Raw genomic sequence first — 19,886 nt, 5'->3', positions numbered from 1 at the left:
GGACCCCGCGGGCGGGTGCCCGGGCAAAGGGCGGCCCTGGGCCGCGACTACGACGGGGTTGCGGTGTGCCAGGTGGCGATCCAGCAGGCGGTCGCCAAGGTGGCGGCGCCGGCCGCGGCCATCGCGGCGCCGGTGCCCGCCACGGTCGCGAGCACACCGAAGCAGGCGGGGCCGACGCCCTGCAGGGTCATGGTGCCGGAGTGCAGCAGCCTGAACGCCTGACCCTGGGCGGCGGCAGGCACGGCGTCCAGGAAGGCCCGCTGCAGCCCCAGGGAGTAGGCGAAGCCGGTCCCGGCGCAGAGCAGCAGGACCGCGCTCAACCCGGCGCCGGGACCGGCCGCGAAGGCCAGCAGCGGAAGTCCCATCACTGCGGCGAGCGGGGCCACCAGGCGCTCCCGCACGGGCGGCCGCACCAGGCGGCCGACGACCAGGGCGCCCGTCAGCATGCCGGCCGGCACACAGGCCATCAGCAGGGCGTAGGTGCCGGGGGCGAAGTGCCGCTGCCCCGCGTAGGCGACGATCAGCGCCTCGACGCCGGCCGTGGCGGCGCCCGGCAGCCACTGCGCGAGCAGCAGCCGTCGCGGGCACCGGGTGCTCATCAGGGCTGCGGTCCCGCGCAGTCCGGCCTTCGCCACGGAGCCGGACGGACCGCTGCCGGGGTCGATTCGCGGCAGGCCCAGACGCACCGCCACCGCGGCCGTGAGGTGGAGCGCGGCGCCGACGGCGAGCGCCTGGCGGGTGCCGAGGGCCGCGACGGCGGCCCCGCCGACGGCCAGGCCCGCCAGTTGGGCGACCGAGGAGGCCATGCTGTTCAGTGACCGCCCCAGCACATAGGCATCGCCGGTCAGCGAGCGGGACGTGGTGCACCGGGTGGGCCTGATCGGCGAACAGGGGCGGGAGGCCGTGATCGCCGGCCTGCACGACGGGGTGTCGTGGCGGGACGGGGCGATCGAGGTCCGCGTTGCTGCCGGCGACACCGTGGCGCTGGCCGGGGAGGGACTGCTGCTGATCCCCTCGGTCTTCATCGTCCCGACCGTGGCGGCGCACACGGCGCCGCCCTGGCCGAAGACCCTGATCTACCCCGCCCGCGGCACCGCCGCCCTCCTGGGGACACCGCCCGCCGGCCCGCCCCAGGCCCTCGGCGCGCTGATCGGGCGTTCGCGGGCCCGGGTCCTCGCCGCGCTGGACACCCCCGCCAGCACCAGCCAGCTCGCCCGCCAGCTCCGGCTGGCGACCGGCGCGGTCGGTGACCACCTCGCGGTCCTGCTCGATGCCGGCCTGCTCAGCCGCGCCCGCTCGGGGCGCTCCGTGCTCTACCAGCGCACGGCGCTGGGGGACGCCCTGGCCTCAGGTGCGGGCGCCACGCTCTCCGATACCCGATGACGCCCCGGCGCTGTCGCGGCAGCGGCCGGGACCGGCGGAGCCCGAGCCGCCCCACTCAGCCGGCGGACAGGTCCAGCTTGAAGGGCGAGCCGCTGGAGCTCGGCGTCCAGCCCTTCGAGCGCGCCGCCCGGATACCGGCGGCGACCTCCCCCGGCAGGACGACCTGGTCCGGCACCAGGTCCGGGGCGACGAAGGCCCGCCGTCCGGTCTCCACGACGAGCGTCGCCCCCGGGCGGGCCGCCTCCTCCGCCACGTAGCCCAAGGTGCCGCCTTCGTAGTCACAGCACAGGTGCCGCCTGCTCACCCGCCAGCGGTACTCGACACCGTCGACGACGATGCGGCGGGAACCCTTCTTGGCCAGTGCCACCGTGTTACCCCTCAGCCTTCGATTGTCCGTGTCTCCGCAGACAGTCTCCTTGCGTAACCCACGCGTGTCACCGGGTTTGCTCCGGCCCGGCCCGCACGGTGCACAACAGGCCGATCTCTGAATGATCGTTTTCGGGTGGATATGCCGAACGGTCAATCCCGATCTGTTCGGAGCTGATCACCATCGCTAGGGTGCGGCGCGTCCCCGCAGTTACGCCCGCCCCCGCCGCCCCCCGCGGCCGGGCAGACAACCGATCGGAACGGTGTCGCCGTGACCAGGATCCTCCGTCAGCACGTGCTGACGAACTACGACGGCTGGAAGCCGGCACCACCGGTGACCGGCTCCCCCTCGACCCGGCCCCGGGGCGCCGTCCGCGGCAACGCTGAGGAAGATCCCGCTTTTCTGTCAAAACCTCAAACAACCTGCTCTTCATGCGATATGACTTGCAGCGCCACGGATCGACCGTGCGCGGAGCAGTATGAATACGATGAAGGGGATGTCGTGGGGAAACTGTCCACAAGGGCTTCGACAGCGGCATTGGCGGCGTTGGTCGCGGCCTCCGTGCTGCCCGGTCAGGCCGGGGCCGCCGCCCCGCCCTCGGTCTGGGTCGCCAGCGGCGCCGACCATGTCTTCTCGTCCTCGCCGGCCCCCCAGCGGCCGACCGGTCCGGTGACCATGTTCGCCGCGCGGAACGAGGTCCAGACCGCCCAGATCGCCGTCCGCTCCGGGGGGAGCCTGACCGGTCTGTCGGTGCAGGCGAGCGACCTCACCGGACCGGGCGGGGCGGTGATCCCGGCCTCCAGGATCACCGTCAACCGGGAATACAACCACCCGAACATCTCGAAGAACAACAGCCCGCACCGCCAGGACCCGCCGAACGGCGGCAACGAGTACTACGACGCGCTCGTCGGCAACGACCCCTACAACCTGGCGACCAACACCACCCAGCCGTACCACTACAGCGTGGCGGTGCCCCCCGGGCAGGCGCCCGGCACCTACACCGGGAAAGCCACCGTGAAGAGTTCGGCGGGCCCGGTGGACGTTCCGGTCTCGGTGACGGTGTACGCGGCCGAACTGCCCCCGACGAACCGCTCCACCTTCCGGCTGAACAACTGGTTCACCTCGGTCGGCTGGGACTACACCCTGACGGCCAGTTCGATACCCAGCCAGTACGGAGTGGACGCGTACTCCCCCGACTGGTGGACCCTGATGGGGAACATCGCCAAGAACCACGCCAAGCACCGCAACAACACGGTCTTCGCGGACTTCCAGGCACTCGCCATCCCCGGCACCACGCTGGTGAACGGCACCTACACCTTCGACTGGACGACCTTCGACCGCTTCGTCCAGCTCTTCCAGGACGCCGGAGCGCTCCAGTACATCTACACCCCCCACCTCCTGGAGGACGACGGCTCGAACGTGGAGGTCCTCGTCCCGGACGGCAGCGGCGGGGTGCGGATGGCCCGCGTGGCACCCGGCTCGGACCAGGCCGAGAAGTACCTCGCCGCCGCCCTGCCCGCGCTCAAGGCCCACCTCGACACCAAGTGCCTGGACGCGGGAACGGTCTGCGCACCGGGCCGCCGGTGGAGCGACGTGTTCTACCTCTCCGCGTCCGACGAGCCCAACCCCGCCAACACCGGCTGGGCGGCCAACTCCAACTGGCTCTACCAGCGCTTCCACCAGTACTTCCCGCAGGGCATGACCAACGAGGCCCACCTGTGGACCGGGCCCTCCGTCGACAACACGCTCTCCACCCTCACCCCGCACGTCGACGACGACTACGACGCCAACGCCGCCTACTACCAGGACAAGCGCCTGGCCGGCAAGGACCTCTGGCTCTACTTCAGCGGCAGCCCCGAGGACGGCCACGCCAACCGCCTCATCAGCTACCCCCTCTCCGACTCCCGGCTGACGCCGTGGATGGTGTCGGCGATCGGCGGTAACGGCTTCCTCCACTGGGGCTGGAACATCTGGTCGGAGTGGGACGCCAACGCCGGCAAGTACAAGGGCGTCGACACCTTCAACGGCTGGACCAGCGGCGACCCGTTCCTGGTGCGCCCGAACCCGAAGCCCGGTGCGCCCGACGTCTTCGACAGCATGCGCAGCGAGGCCCTGCTCGCCGGCGTGCAGGACTACGAGCTGCTCAAGCAGCTCGCCGCCACCAAGCCGGTCCTGGCCCACGCCCTGACCTCGTCGCTGATCACCAGCTCCACCGAGTTCACCACCTCGGGCACCGAGATCGACTACCGCCACAAGCAGATCCTCGACGCCCTCACCTCCCCTGGACCCGACGCCTCCTACCCGTTCACCGACGACTTCTCCTCCGGCGCCGACACCCAGTGGCGCCACACCCACGGCTCCTGGTCCGTCACCGGCGACCAGGGCTACGCGCAGACCAGCGCCGGTGACGAGTGGAACAACGTCGCCGCGGTGGCCGGACGCGCCTACGGGGACGTCGCCGCCTCCGTCGACGTCCGGATCACCGGGACCAACGCCAGCGGTGGCAACGCGAACTGGGCCGGCCTGACCGTCCACAGCCAGAACCCGGTCGACCGCCAGACCGGCTACCTGGTGGCGCTGCGCAACAACGGCGAGGTCTTCGTCAACCGCGGCAACACCATGCTGCGCACCGCCAACGTGCCCGGCTTCACCCCCGGTCAGACGGTCACCCTGCGGGTCGTCACCCGCGGCTCGACGCTCGACGTGTACGCGGGCGCGACGAAGCTGATGTCCGTCGACGACTCGGGCTACCCGGTCGGCAACATCGGGCTCGTCACCGGCGGCGCCGCCGCCCGCTTCGACAACGTGCGGCTCAACCCCGGCACCGACCCCGCCGAGGCCGCCGCCGTCTCCGCCACCAGCAGCTACGAGGCCGACGGCTGGAGCAGCGCCGCCCTCACCGACGGCCGCCGGTCGCTGCCGACCGGCACCCTCGGCTGGAGCAGCATCAACAACGTGTCCACCGACCACACCGAGTCGGTCACCGTCGACCTCGGCTCGAACCGCCGGATCAGCCGGCTGGACCTCTTCGCCCGCGCCGACGGCGCCAACACCGGCCTGGGCTTCCCGGTCGACTACACCGTCCAGGTCTCGACCGACAAGAGCACCTGGACCACCGTCGCCGACCGGCACGACCAGCCGCGGCCCGACGCCTCGGCCCAGGCCGTCGCGTTCGCGCCCACCGACGTGCGCTATGTCAAGGTCACCGGGACCAGGCTGCGGACCGACCCGCGCGGCAACTACCACATGCAGCTCGCCGAGATCGAGGCCGCCGGCGACAACCTGGCCGCCAACCGGCCGGTGACCACGTCGAGTTCGATCGAGGGCTCCGGCTGGGGCCGCGCCGCGGCCACGGACGGCGTGCTGAACTCCGCCGCGGGCTACTCGATGGGATGGAGCAGCCTCAAGTCGCCCACGGCGGCGGCCAACGAGTCGGTCGTCGTGGACCTCCAGGGCGCGAGCCGGATCGAGCAGGTCCGGCTGACCCCGCGCACCGACGGCGCCAACACCGGCCTCGGGTTCCCGGTCGACTACACCGTCCAGGTCTCGACCGACGGCACCACCTGGACCACCGTCGAGGACCGCCACGACCAGCCCCGCCCGGGCGGCACCCTGACCTTCCCGTTCGCACCGGCCACGGCCCGCTATGTGAAGGTCACCGGCACCCGGCTGAGCACCGACCAGTTCGGCGACCACTACCTGCAGCTCGGCGAGATCGCCGTCTCCTGACGGTCCGAGGCCCTGTCGCTCTACCGCTCGGCCGCCCTGCCGCCCTGTCGCGCTCAGAGCGCGGTGCGGCAGGCCTCCCGATGCTCGGCCACCTCCTTCGGGTGGCCGAGCATCGGGCAGTGGTCGCCGGACAGCTCGTCCGGTCGCAGACCGAGGCGCTCGGCGACCCCCATGAATCCGGCCGGGAAGAAGCGGTCGTCGGCGGACAGCAGGAACCTGGTCGGCACGTCCGGCCAGGCGGCCGGCGGCCACGGCCGGGCGAACGGGGCCGGCGAGGCGGACCGGCGGTCGACGGCGCGTGCCCCGGGGGTCAGGGCCGGGGCGTGGCCTGGTCCTGGACGCGGCCCTGGAGCGCCTTGGAGAGCTCCGCGACGCAGGCCGCGAGCTGCCCGGTCGTCAACTTCCCCGGGTCGTCGCCGCATCCGCCCGCCGGCGGAGCCGCGGGCGCGGAGGGCGAGGCCGGGCTCGGCGACGAGGACGGGGACGGGGCCTGGGGAGGCCGGCCGCCCGGCGCGGTGATACTGCCGTTCAGCGAGACCAGATTGGGCGTCACCCGGGCGTCGCCGGAAAGGTCGATGTAGTCCTGGGTCTGCCCGTTGAAGTCCACGAAACCGCGCCACTTGTCCCGGCCGAACGGGATGATCTCCTGCAGCGCACCGTCCTTCCCGGCACTGATGGTGATCGACGTCTGCTGCGCCATGTACGACACCATCCGGCTGGCCAGCACGTCCAGGTTCACCGACGGGTCGTCGTCGCCGCGCACGTACACGTGCAGGTCGTTGAGGCCGCCGCCGGCGCGGTCGGCCTGCACGACGGCGAAGGCCACCACCAGTTGCGAGGAGCTGTCCCTCGGCACCAGCGGCGTCACGTAGTAGAGGTGCCCGTCCGCCTTCGAGCGCAGCAGGAACTCCCCCGGGTTGGTGGCGTTGGTCGCCGCCGAGGTGTGCGCGTAGCCGAAGCCTCGGTCGTCCTTCGCGCCGCGCCCACCGAGCCACTGCACCTCGTGGATCTGCGAGCGGACCACCGAGGCCGGGTACACCGCCCCCGGGAGTTCGCCCGGGGCCACGTTCGCCCGGTAGGACACCTCCGGGCGGCCGTCCGGCGAGCCACGCAGCACCAGCACACCGGCCGGCTCCAGCACCGTGCGCTGCCGGAAGCCGGTCTGCCGCGCCACCGAGATGACCACCACCGGCTGGGCGGTGCGCGGGTCGGTGCCGTCGCAGTAGCCCCAGATGTCCTGGTCGCTGTAGACCAGGCCCGGGAAGCGCTCGGCGAGCAGGTTGCGCAGGCTGACGGCCCCCGTCCCGCCGAAGGCCCGGCGGAAGGCGTGGTCGCCGCGGAAGGCACAGGTGACCACGGAGTTCGAGCGGCCGTCCCAGACGGCGACGCCCTCCATCGGCTGCTCGCCGGAGCCGTCCAGGACGGCCGTCCACACTCCGCCGCCCGCCGAGTCGTCGGGCAGGTAGTGCAGGCTGTGCCCCAGCAGGTGGATCCCGGAGGTCAGGCCGGCGCTGTCGGTGAGCGCCTTGGTCGCGGCGGCGTAGGAGGCGGTGCGCGCCTCGAAGTCGAAGTCCGGCATCGGCGCGGTCTTCACACAGGCCGGCACGTCCGCGGTGCCCACCAGGTCGCAGCGGCCGCCGTCGCCGGGGCGGGTGTGCTCGGTCACCGGCAGCACCGAACGCGGTGTGCCCGCGCCGCCGGCCGGGATGTCGAGCACGGTCGCCGCCGCGTAGAAGCGGCTGGCGTCCTTGTCGGCGTCCCACAGCCCGGTGCCGGCGCGCGCCAGCGAGCCGGCCATCGCGACCACGACCACCGCCACGGTCAGGCGTACCCGCCACCCGCCGAGGCCCGCCCCGGCCTCGTCCGCGATGTGGACGACCCCCCACACCGTGCCGCACAGCCCCACCGCGACCCAGAACCAGAACAGCGGCGCCGCGTCCAGTGGACCGCCGTTCGGGAAGAACTCCCGCTCGATCAGCAGCAGATAGCTCTGGTCCTGCTGCCCGAAGCCGCCGAACGCGACGTGCTTGACCAGCCGGACGACGAACGCGAGCAGCGGCATCCACAGCCACCAGACGGCCAGCCCCACCGCCCCGCCCCGCACCGCATGCCTGACACGACTCGTCACACGCCCCCCACTCCGCGCCCCGCCGCCCGCTCGCTCCCCCGTATCCGGGCCTTTGCCCCGTCCTTCCCACCCCGCCCGTCCGGCAAGCCCGGCGGCGGCGGTTGATCGGCGGGCGGGCGGCTCCGTTCGCGGGTCCCGGACCTCAGTCGTAGGAGGGGACGGCGCGAAGGCTCGGTCGGTTCCGGGAACACCGGAACGGGGTGGCGCGGCGGGCGCGGCAGAACGGCGCAGGCCGGCCTGCCCGGGGTGCGGGTCGGGCCGACGACCAGCAAGGCCCGCACGGCCGTCCCCGAACACGGCCCTGCGGTGCGCCATCAGCCATGCCTTCCGCGGTCGAGGCCCCCCACATGCTAGGAGCCTCGATGAAACGCGGTGCTACCGCAGGCCGGTTACTGACCGCGGCAACCACCCTGACCGTGCTGGCCGGCACCATCGCCGCCACTGTGGGCCCAGCCACCGCCGCGCCCACCCCCGCGCCGCCCAGCGCCCTGGCCGCCGCCGTCAACGCCGCCGACGCCGCGGCCGCCGCCGGCCTGGATGCCCTCGCCAAGGGCCCGGACGAGACGTACGAGCGCACGAACGTCACCCCCTGGGTCGGCGGCCTCTACTCCGTCGCCTACGAGCGCAGCTACAAGGGCCTGCCCGTCGTCGGCGGCGACGCCGTCGTGCTCGCCGACTCCCAGGGCAAGGTCCGCGGCCTCCAGGCCGCCGCCTCCGGCCGCATCGGCGGCGCCACCACCGCCCGGATCAGCGCCCAGAAGGCCTAGAAGACCGCGCGCACCAAGCTCGCCGTCGTCGACTCCGTCGACTCCCGCCGCCTCGTCGTGCGCGTCAAGGACGGCGACAGCGGCCGCCTCGCCTGGGAGACCGTACTCAGGGGCGCGGACGCGGCGGCGTCAGGCGCGGAACGTGGTGCGGTAGTCCGTCGGGGAGGTGCCGACGTGGCGGTGGAAGGCCGCCCGGAAGGCGGCGGGGCTGCCCAGGCCGCTGAGCCGGGCGACCTGTTCGACGGGGGCCGCGGTCGTCTCCAGGAGCTCGCGGGCCCAGTCGATGCGGGCGGCGGTCAGCCAGGCCATCGGCGAAGTGTCCGTCTCCTGCTGGAAGCGCCGGATGAAGGTCCGCCGGGACATGTGCGCGCGGCGGGCCAGTTCGTCCACGCTGTGGCGGTGCGCGAGGTTGTCGAGCATCCAGGCCCGGACCGGGGCGAGTTCCTCCCCGCGGTCGGCGGGCCGGAAGCGTTCGATGAACTGCGCCTGGTCACCGGGCCGTTGGGGCGGGGCGACGAGTGCCCGGGCGCGGTTGTTGGCGGCCGCGGCGCCGTGGTCGCGCCGGATGATGTGCAGGCACAGGTCGATGCCGGCGGTGACTCCCGCCGAGGTGAGGATGCCGCCGTCGTCGACGAAGAGCCGGTTCGGACGTACGTCGATCCGGGGGTACCGGCGCTGCAGGGCGGCGGCGTCCCGCCAGTGGGTCGTCGCGGGGCGCCCGTCCAACAGCCCGGCGGCGGCCAGCGCGAACGCCCCGGTGCAGATCGACACCAGCCGTGCGCCTCGGGCGTGCGCGGAGCGGATCGCCGACAGCGCGGCGGCGGGCGGCGCGGCCTGCGGGTCCTCGTAGCCGGGGACGACAACGGTGTCCGCGTCCCGCAGAGCTTCCAGCCCGGCCGGTGCGGTGACGGTGAACCCGCCGCTGCGGACCGGCCCGGCCGCCGGGTCCGCGCAGACGGTGACCCGGTAGTGCGGGTCCGTGCCGAAGGTCTGCACCGGGATGCCCAGGTCGAGCGGGAGCACCCCCGGAAGCGCCAGCACCGCGACCCGATGCTCCTCCACAGCCGACATGGCACGATCCTAGCGGTACCTGCCTCGCGTGCCACTGTCACCGGCCGGCGGAGCATTCGTAGTCTGCGCCCATGGACTTCTCACTCGACCTGCCGTCCGGCCCCCTGGCCGAAGCCGTCCTCTCCACCGTGCGGGCCTCCGAGACCCCCTCGGTGGCCAATCACAGCGTGCGCAGTTTCCTCTTCGCCGAGCTCGTCGCCGCCCACGAGGGATGCCTGGAGGACGCCGCGTACGACCGCGACCTGCTGTTCGCCGCGACCGTGCTGCACGATCTGGGCGCGGGTGACCTGGCGCCGGGCGCGGCCCGCTTCGAGGTGGAGGGCGCGGACCTGGCGGCGGATCTGCTGCGGCGGCACGACGTTCCCGAGGCCGACGTCGACCGGGTGTGGGAGGCGATCGCCCTGCACACCTCGCCCGGTATCGCCGAGCGCCGCGGCCTGCTGTGCTACCTCACCCGCGAGGGCGTGGGCAGCGACTTCGGGCGCAACGCCGCGGTCGTCTCCCCGTGGGAGAAGCGGATCCACGCCGCCCATCCGCGCCTGTCGATGGTCCGCTCCCTCGTCGACGCGATCGTGGAACGGGCCGCCCGGTCGGACGCCGCGTCCCCCCGCTACTCCCTCGGCGGCGAACTGCTGCGGGAACGCCGAGCCGACGGCGTGACCGAGTTGGAGCGCGCCGCGGCCTCCTGCCCCTGGGGGGAATGACCCGGGGTGGGGTGCGCGGCCGGGCGTAGGCTGTCGGGGTGGAACCACCGCCCGCCAGCCCGTAGGCCGGCAGGCAGGCGGCGGTCACGCCGCTGCTCAGGCCCGCGTCGGCTTCGAGGACGGGGCGGACGTAGGTGTAGCCGGCGAAGTGGCCGAGCACGACGAAGGCGGTGACGGCGATTCCCACGGCCACGCCGCGGTGACGGCGATTCCCACGGCCACGCCGCGGTGGCGCAGCGCGGCGGCCGGCCCGCCCGGCCGTCCGCCTTCGGGCACCGGCGGTGCGGGCAGCACCGGCACGACGGCGGCACAGGCGGCGCCGAGGGCGGCGAGCGTCCAGAACGCGAAGCGCCAGTCGAGCAGCGCGGCCAGGAAGGTGCCCAGCGGGACGCCGAGCACGGAGGCGATGGAGACGCCGGAGAAGATCAGCGTCATGGCGAGGGCGATCCGCAGGCCTTCGGCCAGGCGCGGGCCGAGGCTCGTGACCAGGCCCCGGACGATGCCCATCGCCGCACCGAGCAGGATCCGGCCGACGGCGAGGACGGCGAAGTTCGGCGCCAGGACGGCCCTGCGCTCGCGCCGGGCGACCAGCCTCGGGGTGAACGGGGCGAGGGCGGCGGCGATCAGGCCGGTGAGGGAGAGTCCGGTGACCCCGCCGCTGACCCCGAGGCCGTGCGCCATCGCGGTGAGCAGACCGACCGGCATCATCTCGGAGGACACCACGGTGAAGATGGCGAACACGACGGCGAGGACCGGCGACCAGCGCTACGGGATGGCGGGCGGAGCGGCCGGTGGTGCGATGGTTCGCGGGTTCGTCATGCGATCAGCCCATCAGCCGGAGGAAGGGCCGAACACGATCGATGGGCTCACCGATCGTGAGGCGCGCCGCCCCCCCCGGTCGCGTGTCACCCGTCGCCGGGAGCCGGGTACCGTGACCTCCGAGGCCGGCTGCGGCAGCGGCAGCGGCACCGATCGACGGAGAGGCGGAGAACGGATGACCCTGGAGGAGGGCCGCCGCGTCAGGCTGGCCGAGGACCTCGGGATCGGTGAGGCCCTCGCCGGGGAACCCGGGGCCGTCATCGGGTTCCTCGCGCTGGGAGCCGGGATGGAAGGCACCGTCGAGCGGGTGAACGGGGAACTCCCCCAGAGCCAGGAAGTCCGCGAGTACCAGCGACTCAAGGCGCTCTTCGAGGACTACGGGCACACCATGCCGGAGGCGAGCCGCGAGCGGCTGGAGGCGGAGATCGCCGAACTGGAGCCGCAGTGGGCCGCGTACCGGGGGCGGGGCGGGCGCGTGACGGTCCGGGTCCGGTGGGACAACGGCCTCGTCCTCGACCAACTGCACGAGGACGTCCTCTCCGTGCTGTGACGGGGCGCGGTCGGCCGTCGCCCGCGACACGGGGGATCAGAGGTCGGGCTCGGTCCGGGCCCGGCTCTTCCCGTTGTGGAAGTAGGCCGCCGCGTCGCGGATGCCCGCGGTGCGGAAGGGGCGGCCGTGGTCGTCGACGCGGGGGTGTCAGACCAGGCGGTGCATGCCGACCGAGTGCGGGGCGGTCCGGGTGAAGCCGTAGTGGGCGTAGAGGCGGTGGGCGTCGCCGTCGGCGATCAGGGAGACGTAGGCGCCGGCGGGGGCGCGGTGTTCGAGTTCGGCGGTCAGGTGGGCCATGATGCGCCGGCCCAGGCCACGGCCCTGGTGGGCGGGCAGGACGCAGACATCGACGATCTGGAACACCGCGCCGCCGTCGCCGACGATGCGGCCCATGCCGACGGTCTGCTGCCCGAGGTGCGCGGTCACACCGTGCCAGGTGTGGGGCAGTCCGGCGGCGACCGCCCCGGCGGGGCGGTCGCTCATGCCGGCGGCGGTGCGCAGGTGACGGAAGGTGTCGACGCTCGGCACGCCCACCCGCAGCTCGTAAGGGTCGGTATTAATGTTCACTCGTTACAGGGTAGTGCGTGCCGGGGCCAGGGTCGCAGGCGGGACGGTCGCGGTACGGTGGGACCATGATCTACCGCCACCCCGAACGGGACCAGATCCGGATCGAGGACGTCCTGTCCGCACTCGGCAGCCCCGTACGACTGGCCGCCGTACGGGTCCTGGACAGCGGCGGGGAACACAACTGCGGCAGCGTGCTCACCACCATCGGGGTCACCGCCAAGTCGACGATGACGCACCACTGGCGGGTACTGCGCGACAGCGGCGTCATCCGGCAGCAGCCCTCGGGCCGGGAGAACCTGCTGCGGCTGCGCCGCGAGGACCTGGACGCCCGCTACCCCGGACTGCTGGACGCCGTCCTGGCCGGCGCCCGCGACGACGAGACGCTCGAACCGGCCACCCTCTCCCCCGCCACGGACTGAACCCGGCCGGCCGTCAGCCGCTCTCCGGCTGCGCCATCACGCCCGTCGCGGAGCGGTCCAGCAGACGGCAGCGGTACGGGCAGCGGCCACGGCAGGCATCGAGGGCGGTCTCCGGACTTCCAGAAGGAACGGGACGTCAAAGCTCCGGCAATCGCACAGCTTCGGGAAAACGCCCGAGCCGGGTTCACGCCATTCCAAAAACGCTGGACCCTGCGCCGGAAACCCGCGACCGACCATCCGTCAATGACACCGTTGACCGACTGGACAGATCCGCCGCGAAGGCGATCGCCGATCGCGACGTCCCTGCCCGCCTCCGGCCGCCCGCTCGGCAAGGCTCCGCACCACCGGTCGCGACATTCCGTGTTCCGTGTTCAAGCCCCCTCGCCAGGCCCCCTCGCCAGGCCTCCCCGCCACCGCCCCCGAGCCGGATCGGCCCTGCGGAGTAATCTGAAACTGGTCGGCGTGGAGGAGGCGAACTGCCATGCGCGAACTGTCCGAGCACATCACGACGCCATCCAACGGAGCGGACACCCCTGTCGCGGTTATCGGGGCAGCATGCCGGTTCCCCGGAGGAGCCACGGATCCCGCCTCGTTCCGGAGACTCCTCGCGGACGGCACCGCCACGATCGGCCCGGTGCCGGAAAGCCGCTGGACCCAACGGCAATTAGCGGGGCTCGACCCGGACATCGCGGAGCGTCTGCGCTGGGGGTGCTTCCTCGATTCCGGCATCGGCGGCTTCGACCCCGGACTCTTCGGCATCAGCCCGGACGAAGCACCCTGGCTGGATCCCAACCACCGGCTCTCTCTGGGGGTCGTCTGGGAGGCGTGCGAGCATACGGGAATTCCGGTGTCCTCGCTCGGCGGGGCCCGTACGGGCGTTTTCGCCGGCGTTTTCTCCCGCGACTACACGCTGTGGGCCCGGCGTCCCGCGGGCCGCACGAGCGCCTGTTTCGGCTTTTCCAGCCACGGCACGCTGGTGTCTTTCCTGTTGGATCTGCACGGTCCGGGCATCGCCGTGGACACGGCCTGTTCGTCCAGCCTCGTCGCCATTCACCTGGCGTCCCAGAGCCTCCAGCGGGACGAGTCGGACCTCGCCCTCTGCGGAGGTGTGCAGCTGATCCTCGCGCCCGGGCCGGGGGTCTCCTACGCCCGGTGGGGGATGCTCTCCCCCACCGGGCAGAGCCTGCCGTTCGACGCGGAGGCCAACGGGTTCGTCCGTGGTGAGGGGGGCGGAGTCGTCGTCCCGAAACGCCTGGCGAACGCCCACCGTGACGGGGGCCGGGTCCTGGCCGTCATCCGGGGAACGGCGGTGAACCAGGACGGGCGCTCCGCAAGGCTGACCGCTCCCGCGCAGGCCGCGCAGGAGGCCGTCTTCCGGCGGGCTCTCGACCGGGCGGCCGTCGAGGCGTCGCGCATCGACATGGTCGAGGCCCACGGACCGGGGGCTCCGGTCGGCGATCCCATCGGGTTCGCCTCGACGGCGGCGGTGTACGGCCAGGGTCCGAGTCCGTGCGCGCTCGGCTCGGCCAAGGGGGGACATCGGGCACACCGAGGCCGTCTCCGGTGCCGCCGGACCGCTGAAGACGGTCCTCGCGCTGCACCACGGCATGATTCCCCCCTCGGTGGGCTTCCGGCAGCAGAGCCGGGACCTCGCGACGGACGGCACCCGGCTGTCGAGCATCGGTCCGGACTCCCTCATGGCGCTCGCCCTGCGGAACAGGCTCGAACAGAGCCTGGGGATGAAGATCCCACGCACCGTGATCCGGACCTCGCCCTCGATCTCCGCGCTGGTGGAGAACATCCTCATGAACATCGAGCCGACGGTGTGAACCGTGCGTACCGGGATCAGCCCCGCAGGCCCCGGACCAGGGGCGGGCGGGATGAGAGCCTCCTCCGTCGACCTCCCCGCCGGCCGGTTCCGCTACCGCCACTGGACCGGTGCCCGGCCGGACCACCCGCCCGCCGTCCTCCTCCACGGTGCCAGCCGCTCGTCCCTCACCTGGACCCGCACGGCGCGGGACCTCTCCCGCCGGGGCGAGGTCTTCGCCCCGGACCTGCGCGGCCACGGGGAGAGCGTCAAGCCCGCGGACGGGCACTACGGTCTGCGGACCATCGCCGATGCCACCGCCTGGGCATGCACCTGGCCCGGCTCGAACTCGCGATCCTGCTCCGGGAGCTGTTCACCCAGCTGCCCGGAATCCGCTCCACCGCGCCTCCCCGGTCCTTCCAGCTGGGCGGTGCCCTGTCGGTCTCCGAACTCCCCTGCGACATCGCATAACTGGCCTATGAAACCGGGTGAATGAACCATGAAGTGGAACGAACTGACGATCACGGGCCTGGGCGTCTTCATGCCGCCGGCCACCCCGCTCTCCGAGGCCGTCGAGACGGGCCGCTACGACCCCCGTGACAACCGGCTGAACCAGCTCGTGGCAACCCGGATCTCCGCCGCCGAGTCCGCACCGGACATGGCCGTGTCCGCCGGGCGCCTCGCGCTCGGCCGGTCCGGGCACGAACCCGGCGAGATCTCACTGGTCCTGCACGCCAGCCTCTACCACCAGGGACAGGACTTCTGGACACCTGCCTCCTACATCCAGCACCACACGGTCAGCGGGGGCGGCCCCGCGGTGCACATCCAGCAGGGGTCCAACGGAGGACTCGCGGCATGGGAGCTGGCAGCGTGCTTCATGGCGGCGGACAGCAGCCGGAGCGCGGCCCTGGTGACCACGGCGGACCGCTACTGCGATCCGGGATTCGACCGGTGGAACAGCGACATCGGAGTCGTCTACGCGGACGGCGCGACAGCGACGGTGCTCTCCCGGCGGGCCGGCTTCGCACAGATCTGCTCCATGGTCTCGACCTCGGACCCGGAGCTGGAGGAGATGTGCCGGGACACGACCGGCTTCACCGATCGCCCCCACCAGGACGACAGACCTCTCGACCTGCGAACGCGCAAGCAGCGCTACGTCCAGAAGGCGGGCTACGGGTGGATAGCCGAGCGCCTCGTCTCCGGAACCGAACGGAACATCCGGCAGGCGCTGGACGAGGCGGACACCGACCTGCGGTCGATCCGCCGGGTGGTGCTTCCGAACCTGGGCAGGGGGACCCTCGAATGGGAGTTCCTGGAACCGATGGAGATCGGGCCCGAACGCACCCTCTGGGACTGGGGACGGCACGTGTCACACCTGGGCGCGGGAGACCAGGCCGCCGGCCTCGCCCACCTGGCCGAGACCGGGCAGCTGCGCCCTGGGGATCACGTGCTGCTGGTCGGCGTGGGGATCGGGTTCAGCTGGACGAGCGTGGTGGTCCGGATCGACTCTCCCCCCGTCTGGCCCGAGCAGTCCGCGGCCGCCCCTTGAGTACGCCCGCGCGGCACCTCCGGGCCCTCGCCCCGCCCGGGCCGGGCCGCTCGGATCGGCCGACGGGTAGGGCGGGAAACGGCTTCGGTGGGTCCGGTGGGTCATGGGGCGTCCTGGGGGCGGTCCTGCGGTCGATCCTGTGGTGGGACCGTCAAGACCGGTACGGGTCAGGCCGTGATACTCGGGTGATCACCGATCCGAGGGCTGGCGATGCGACCGAAACTCAAGTCCGACGTGCTCTATGTGCCCACCAGCGACGGCGTGCACGTGTTCGGCGCGGGAGCCGACATCGCGCTGAACGGCCGGTCCGCCTACCAGTGGCTGGACCGCCTCGCACCGCATCTCAACGGTTCGACCGAGCTCGACGACCTGGTCCGCGGCCTTCCGGAGGAGAAGCGGGGCGTCGTCGACACACTGGTGCGGCGGCTGCACGAGGCCGGCTGCCTGGTGGACGCCGCCGAGGACCTCCCGCACGGCCTGACCGCACGGGAGCTGGAGACGTACGCGGCCGAGATCGCCTTCGTCGAGTACCACCGGGACTCCGCCGCCCGGCGGTTCGAGTCGTACCGCGACAGCGCGGTGGTGGTGCTGGGCGCGGGCCCGGCGTTCGTCGCGCTGGTCTGCTCCGCGCTGCACTCGGGGGTCCGCCGGCTCCGCGCCGTGCGGACCCCGGAGACCGCGACCGACACCGCCCGGCTGGCCGAACTGGCCGCCGAGGCACGGCAACGCGACCCGGGACAGACGCTGACCCAGGTCGAGCTGTCCGACGCGGAGCTGGCCGGGCTGGCCGGTGCGGACGTGGTGCTGCACGTGGCCTCGGCCCACGGGGTGGAGCGCGCCCTGCGGCTGGACCGGCTGTGCCGGGCCTCGGGCACCCTGCTGGTGCAGGGCGTGGTGCTCGACGACGTCGCCTGGCTGGGGCCGGCCGGTCCGGCCTGGGAGTCGGCCTGGCTGCGGCTGGGCGCCCACGGCCCGTACCGGGAGGGCGAGTTCCTCACCGGTCCTGCCGCCGCCGTCGTGGCGGGCCACCTGGGGCTGGCGGCGTTCCGTGCGGTGACGGGCGTCGCCGCCGCCGAGGACGGCAGGCTGACCAGGATCGACCTGGAGACCCTGCGGACCTCCACCCACGCGTTCCTCCCGCATCCGGCGACCCGGCCGGCCCAGCCGGAGAGCGAGACGGCGTTCACCGAGCGGATCGACCGGCTGAGAAAGGCCGGACCGATCGACGAGCAGGAGTTCTCCGCCCGGGCGTCCCGCTGCTTCGACCCGCACGTCGGCGTCCTGCGCCGGCTGGACGAGCGGGACTTCACCCAGCTGCCGCTGCACGTGACCGAGGCCGTGCCGCACACCGCCGGTGCGGCCCGGGTGTTCGGCGCGGGCCTGGACTTCGCCGAGGCGCGGCGGTGTGCCGCGCTGCGCGGCCTCGCGCGGTACGCGGCGGTCTCGGCCGACCCCCGCAGGTTCGGCCCCGGCGCCACGGTCCGGGGCTGGGATGTCACCGGCCGGAGGGCGAGGGCGGTGCCCGCGGCCGAGGCGTTCGTCCGGGGAACGGGGCTGGCGGCACAACTGAGCTGGGACGACGCCGTGACCGACGGCATCGCGCAGCACTGCGCCGCCCTCGCCACCGCCGATGTCCTTCTCGGCCGGGCGCGGCCGCTCGCCCTGGACCTGGCCGGAGCGGCGCCGGATGCCAGGGCGCGGCGGTACCTGGGCCTGCTGCGGTCGGCGGGGGGCTCGGTCGCCGTCGCCGACATCGGCGGCGCCCTCGGGATCGCGGTGCTCGCGTGGTGGCAGGAGGGGCGGCCGGTCGCGGTGACGTGCGGTCCGGGAGCGGTGGCCGAGGGGCTGGAACGGGTGCTGCTGGACCGCCAGGCCGCCCTGACCGGCGAGCGCGCCTACGCCCCGGCCCTCGTCCCGGGGCTGGGCCCGGCGCCTGATCCGACGCCCGGCACCGATTGGCCCGACCTGCCGGAACTCCTTGACATGGCAGATGCATTGACTGGGCGTCACCTTCGCCCGGTGGCGGTGCCGCTGGACCACGATCCCGCCGTCCACGAGGTCCTGCCCGCCGTGCTCCGGGTGGTGCTGACCGATGGGTGAGGCCACGTGGACGGGTGAGACCGTACCCGCCCCGGACCTGGTCGGCTCGGCCGGTCTCCGGTTCTGGTGGCGCACCTTCGAAGCGGTCCAGGAGCTGTTCGCGGAGGGGCACGGGCAGGAGGGCGACGAGGACGACCCGCTGCCGGCCAAGGTCTTCCGCGGCCTGCCGCGCCACGTGCTGAGCGAACCGGCCCGCCGGATCGGTGACGCGCGGTGGTCCTTCCCCGGGTTCCTGCGGGCGCACGCCGGGAACGCGCCCCGCCTCACCGCGCTGGACGAGCCAGACCTGTCGGCGCTGCTGCAGCACGCCTACGGGCTGGTGCGGATGGAGCTGGGCCCGCACGCGGCCTGGCCGTACCACCGGGCGGTGGCGTCCGCGCGGTGCTTCCACCCGGTGGAGCTGTATCTGTGGCTGGCCCGTCCGGCCGGCGCGCTGCCGGCCGGCTGCTACCACTACGACCCGGCGCACCACGCGTTGACCGGGCTCAGGCCCGGTGGCCTCCCGACGGAGCTGCGGGCCGCCACCGGCGCGGGAGGCGAGGACACGCTCGCCCTGGTGGTGGCCGCGGTGTGCTTCCGCAAGTCGGCCTTCCGCTACCGCGATTACGCCTACCGGCTGTGCGCGCAGGAAGTCGGCATGACGGTCGGGAACGTGCTGCTGGTCGGCGGTGCGCTGGGTCTGCGCGCACGTGTGCACCACCGGTTCGACGATGCCGTCGTCAACCGGGCGCTCGGCCTGGACGGGGTGGAGGAGACCGCCTTCGCGGTACTCGACCTGGGCCCCGCGCGACCGGCCGAGACCCGGGCGACGCCCCTGGACGGCGAGCCCACCGAACCCGCCGAGCCCCGGACGCCGCTGACACTGGCACCGCTGCCACCGATCCGGCCGTCGCACCTCCGCACCAACACCGTTGATCCGGCCGCCTGGTCGGGCCTGGCCGAACTGGACCGGGCCGGCCGGCTGACCGGCACCGGCGCCGGCCTGGCCGCGCCGGTGGAGCCGGCCGCCTTCCACCTCCCGGCCGACCGCCCCCGTTCCGCGCGTCCGATCCCGGCCTCGGGCGAGGAACCACCCGCCGGGGGCGTCGAGTTGGCGCGGGCCCTGCGGGCGCGTGACTCGGGCGGGCGGATGTTCCTGCCCGATGGCGCCGCCCTGCCCGCCCGCGAGCTGGCCGGCCTGCTCCGGTACGCGCTGGAGCCGGTGGCCTCCGACCACACCGAGGCGGCCTGCCGGCCGCTGGTGGACTGCCATGTGCTGGTGCTCAACGTCGACGGCGTGCCCGCCGGCCTCTACCGGCTGGACGCCGAGCCCTCGTTGGAGCCGGATCCCTCGTTGGAGCCGGATCCCTCGTCGGAGCCGGAGCCCTGGCGGGGCCCGGGGCCCCGACCGGACGCAGGTCCCCGGCCGGTCGCCGCGCCCGAGCTGGTCCCGCTGCCGGGTCGCGCGTGGCACGGCGTGGTGTCCATGCTCTGCGACCGGACCCCCGCCGTGAACACGGCGAAGGCCAACGCGGTGGTGTTCCTGAGCGTCGACCGGGTCCAGGGAGACCGCTGGTTCGGCGATCGCGGGTACCGGATCCTGCACCACGAGGGCGGCATCGTCGCGCAGCGGATCAGCGTGCTCGCGGCCGCCGCCGGTCTCTCCGCCCGCATCACCAACGGCTACCACGACGGTGCCGTCCGCGCGCTGATCGGCGCCGGTCCCGCGCAGGTGCCCGTCTTCACCCTCGTCCTGGGCCGCCGTCGCGCCACCGCACAGTACGAACCGCCGCTGACCTGGTGATCTCGCGGACCGAAACCCCCGGCCCGCGAGATCCTACGGCCCGGTCTTCGGTCCGACCGTCAAGACCGGGGGCCGCCCGCCGACACAGGATTCGGGGTGGGTGGACCGGATCCGGTCCACCCGTCACAACACCCGACAACCGG

General features: G+C 73.3%; 18 protein-coding genes and 2 pseudogenes. 13 read left to right on the top strand and 7 right to left on the bottom strand.

Annotation, left to right across the window (positions count from 1 at the left end; all coding sequences use genetic code 11):
- Positions 1-47: 47 nt before the first annotated feature.
- Positions 48-806 (bottom strand): MFS transporter, encoded by a 759-nt coding sequence (locus ACIQIB_RS06610; protein ID WP_400757025.1) that lies wholly within the window; start codon positions 804-806, stop codon positions 48-50.
- 52 nt (positions 807-858) lie between these two features.
- Here ACIQIB_RS06610 and ACIQIB_RS06605 point away from each other — a divergent pair, with 52 nt between their 5' ends.
- On the top strand, positions 859-1,383 hold the full coding sequence (locus tag ACIQIB_RS06605) for a winged helix-turn-helix domain-containing protein (RefSeq protein ID WP_400757023.1): 525 nt from the start codon (positions 859-861) through the stop codon (positions 1,381-1,383).
- 55 nt (positions 1,384-1,438) lie between these two features.
- On the opposite strand, the gene ACIQIB_RS06600 is transcribed toward ACIQIB_RS06605, so the two are convergent.
- Positions 1,439-1,750: a hypothetical protein gene (locus ACIQIB_RS06600; protein ID WP_363608209.1), complete on the bottom strand. Its 312-nt coding sequence runs from the start codon at positions 1,748-1,750 to the stop codon at positions 1,439-1,441.
- Positions 1,751-2,287: 537 nt separating this feature from the next.
- On the opposite strand from ACIQIB_RS06600, the gene ACIQIB_RS06595 reads away from it, so the two are divergent.
- Complete coding sequence (locus ACIQIB_RS06595) at positions 2,288-5,479, top strand: discoidin domain-containing protein (RefSeq protein ID WP_400652651.1); 3,192 nt, start codon at positions 2,288-2,290, stop codon at positions 5,477-5,479.
- Positions 5,480-5,532: 53 nt separating this feature from the next.
- On the opposite strand, the gene ACIQIB_RS06590 is transcribed toward ACIQIB_RS06595, so the two are convergent.
- Positions 5,533-5,706 (bottom strand): hypothetical protein, encoded by a 174-nt coding sequence (locus ACIQIB_RS06590; protein ID WP_363608211.1) that lies wholly within the window; start codon positions 5,704-5,706, stop codon positions 5,533-5,535.
- 83 nt (positions 5,707-5,789) lie between these two features.
- The gene (locus ACIQIB_RS06585) at positions 5,790-7,607 is read right to left on the bottom strand and encodes a hypothetical protein (RefSeq protein ID WP_400757022.1); all 1,818 of its coding nucleotides are present in this window, start codon (positions 7,605-7,607) and stop codon (positions 5,790-5,792) included.
- Positions 7,608-7,969: 362 nt separating this feature from the next.
- On the opposite strand from ACIQIB_RS06585, the gene ACIQIB_RS06580 reads away from it, so the two are divergent.
- Positions 7,970-8,374, top strand: coding sequence for a hypothetical protein (locus ACIQIB_RS06580; RefSeq protein ID WP_400757021.1), 405 nt, complete (start codon positions 7,970-7,972; stop codon positions 8,372-8,374).
- A gap of 129 nt (positions 8,375-8,503) precedes the next feature.
- Here the strand turns inward: ACIQIB_RS06580 and ACIQIB_RS06575 are convergent, their stop codons facing one another.
- Positions 8,504-9,445, bottom strand: a complete 942-nt coding sequence (locus ACIQIB_RS06575; RefSeq protein ID WP_363608213.1) for a helix-turn-helix domain-containing protein — start codon at positions 9,443-9,445, stop codon at positions 8,504-8,506.
- Between the two features lie 71 nt (positions 9,446-9,516).
- Here ACIQIB_RS06575 and ACIQIB_RS06570 point away from each other — a divergent pair, with 71 nt between their 5' ends.
- Positions 9,517-10,149: an HD domain-containing protein gene (locus ACIQIB_RS06570; protein WP_363608214.1), complete on the top strand. Its 633-nt coding sequence runs from the start codon at positions 9,517-9,519 to the stop codon at positions 10,147-10,149.
- A gap of 96 nt (positions 10,150-10,245) precedes the next feature.
- Here the strand turns inward: ACIQIB_RS06570 and ACIQIB_RS06565 are convergent, their stop codons facing one another.
- Positions 10,246-10,890 (bottom strand): MFS transporter, encoded by a 645-nt coding sequence (locus ACIQIB_RS06565; RefSeq protein ID WP_400757019.1) that lies wholly within the window; start codon positions 10,888-10,890, stop codon positions 10,246-10,248.
- A 253-nt stretch (positions 10,891-11,143) separates the two neighbouring features.
- Between ACIQIB_RS06565 and ACIQIB_RS06560 the strand changes: the two genes are divergently transcribed.
- Positions 11,144-11,518 carry a hypothetical protein gene (locus ACIQIB_RS06560; protein WP_400652657.1) on the top strand — a complete coding sequence of 125 codons (375 nt, stop codon included), beginning with the start codon at positions 11,144-11,146 and terminating at the stop codon, positions 11,516-11,518.
- A 147-nt stretch (positions 11,519-11,665) separates the two neighbouring features.
- On the opposite strand, the gene ACIQIB_RS06555 is transcribed toward ACIQIB_RS06560, so the two are convergent.
- Entirely contained in the window at positions 11,666-12,085 is a 420-nt protein-coding gene (locus ACIQIB_RS06555) for a GNAT family N-acetyltransferase (RefSeq protein WP_400757017.1), read from the bottom strand.
- 65 nt (positions 12,086-12,150) lie between these two features.
- Here ACIQIB_RS06555 and ACIQIB_RS06550 point away from each other — a divergent pair, with 65 nt between their 5' ends.
- From ACIQIB_RS06550 to ACIQIB_RS06515, 8 genes and pseudogenes are all read left to right on the top strand, one after another.
- Positions 12,151-12,504: an ArsR/SmtB family transcription factor gene (locus ACIQIB_RS06550; protein WP_400757015.1), complete on the top strand. Its 354-nt coding sequence runs from the start codon at positions 12,151-12,153 to the stop codon at positions 12,502-12,504.
- A 481-nt stretch (positions 12,505-12,985) separates the two neighbouring features.
- Positions 12,986-14,026: pseudogene (locus tag ACIQIB_RS06545) on the top strand (polyketide synthase); the annotation flags it as partial.
- Entirely contained in the window at positions 13,962-14,333 is a 372-nt protein-coding gene (locus ACIQIB_RS06540; protein ID WP_400757073.1) for a phosphopantetheine-binding protein, read from the top strand. The pseudogene ACIQIB_RS06545 and the gene ACIQIB_RS06540, both read left to right, overlap by 65 nt.
- A gap of 51 nt (positions 14,334-14,384) precedes the next feature.
- A pseudogene (locus ACIQIB_RS06535) lies at positions 14,385-14,612 on the top strand (alpha/beta hydrolase); the annotation flags it as partial.
- 26 nt (positions 14,613-14,638) lie between these two features.
- Positions 14,639-14,782: a hypothetical protein gene (locus tag ACIQIB_RS06530; protein WP_363608325.1), complete on the top strand. Its 144-nt coding sequence runs from the start codon at positions 14,639-14,641 to the stop codon at positions 14,780-14,782.
- Positions 14,783-14,810: 28 nt separating this feature from the next.
- The gene (locus ACIQIB_RS06525) at positions 14,811-15,860 is read left to right on the top strand and encodes a ketoacyl-ACP synthase III family protein (protein WP_363608225.1); all 1,050 of its coding nucleotides are present in this window, start codon (positions 14,811-14,813) and stop codon (positions 15,858-15,860) included.
- Between the two features lie 210 nt (positions 15,861-16,070).
- Positions 16,071-17,960 carry a hypothetical protein gene (locus tag ACIQIB_RS06520; protein ID WP_400757013.1) on the top strand — a complete coding sequence of 630 codons (1,890 nt, stop codon included), beginning with the start codon at positions 16,071-16,073 and terminating at the stop codon, positions 17,958-17,960.
- Entirely contained in the window at positions 17,953-19,743 is a 1,791-nt protein-coding gene (locus ACIQIB_RS06515; RefSeq protein WP_400757012.1) for a SagB family peptide dehydrogenase, read from the top strand. Before ACIQIB_RS06520 ends, ACIQIB_RS06515 begins: the two co-directional genes overlap by 8 nt.
- Positions 19,744-19,886 lie beyond the last annotated feature (143 nt).

Source organism: Kitasatospora sp. NPDC092286 (genome assembly GCF_044755565.1).
GTDB lineage: Bacteria > Actinomycetota > Actinomycetes > Streptomycetales > Streptomycetaceae > Kitasatospora.
The sequence above is the reverse complement of the archived record's forward strand: the minus strand, read 5'-3'. Positions and strand labels throughout refer to the sequence as shown.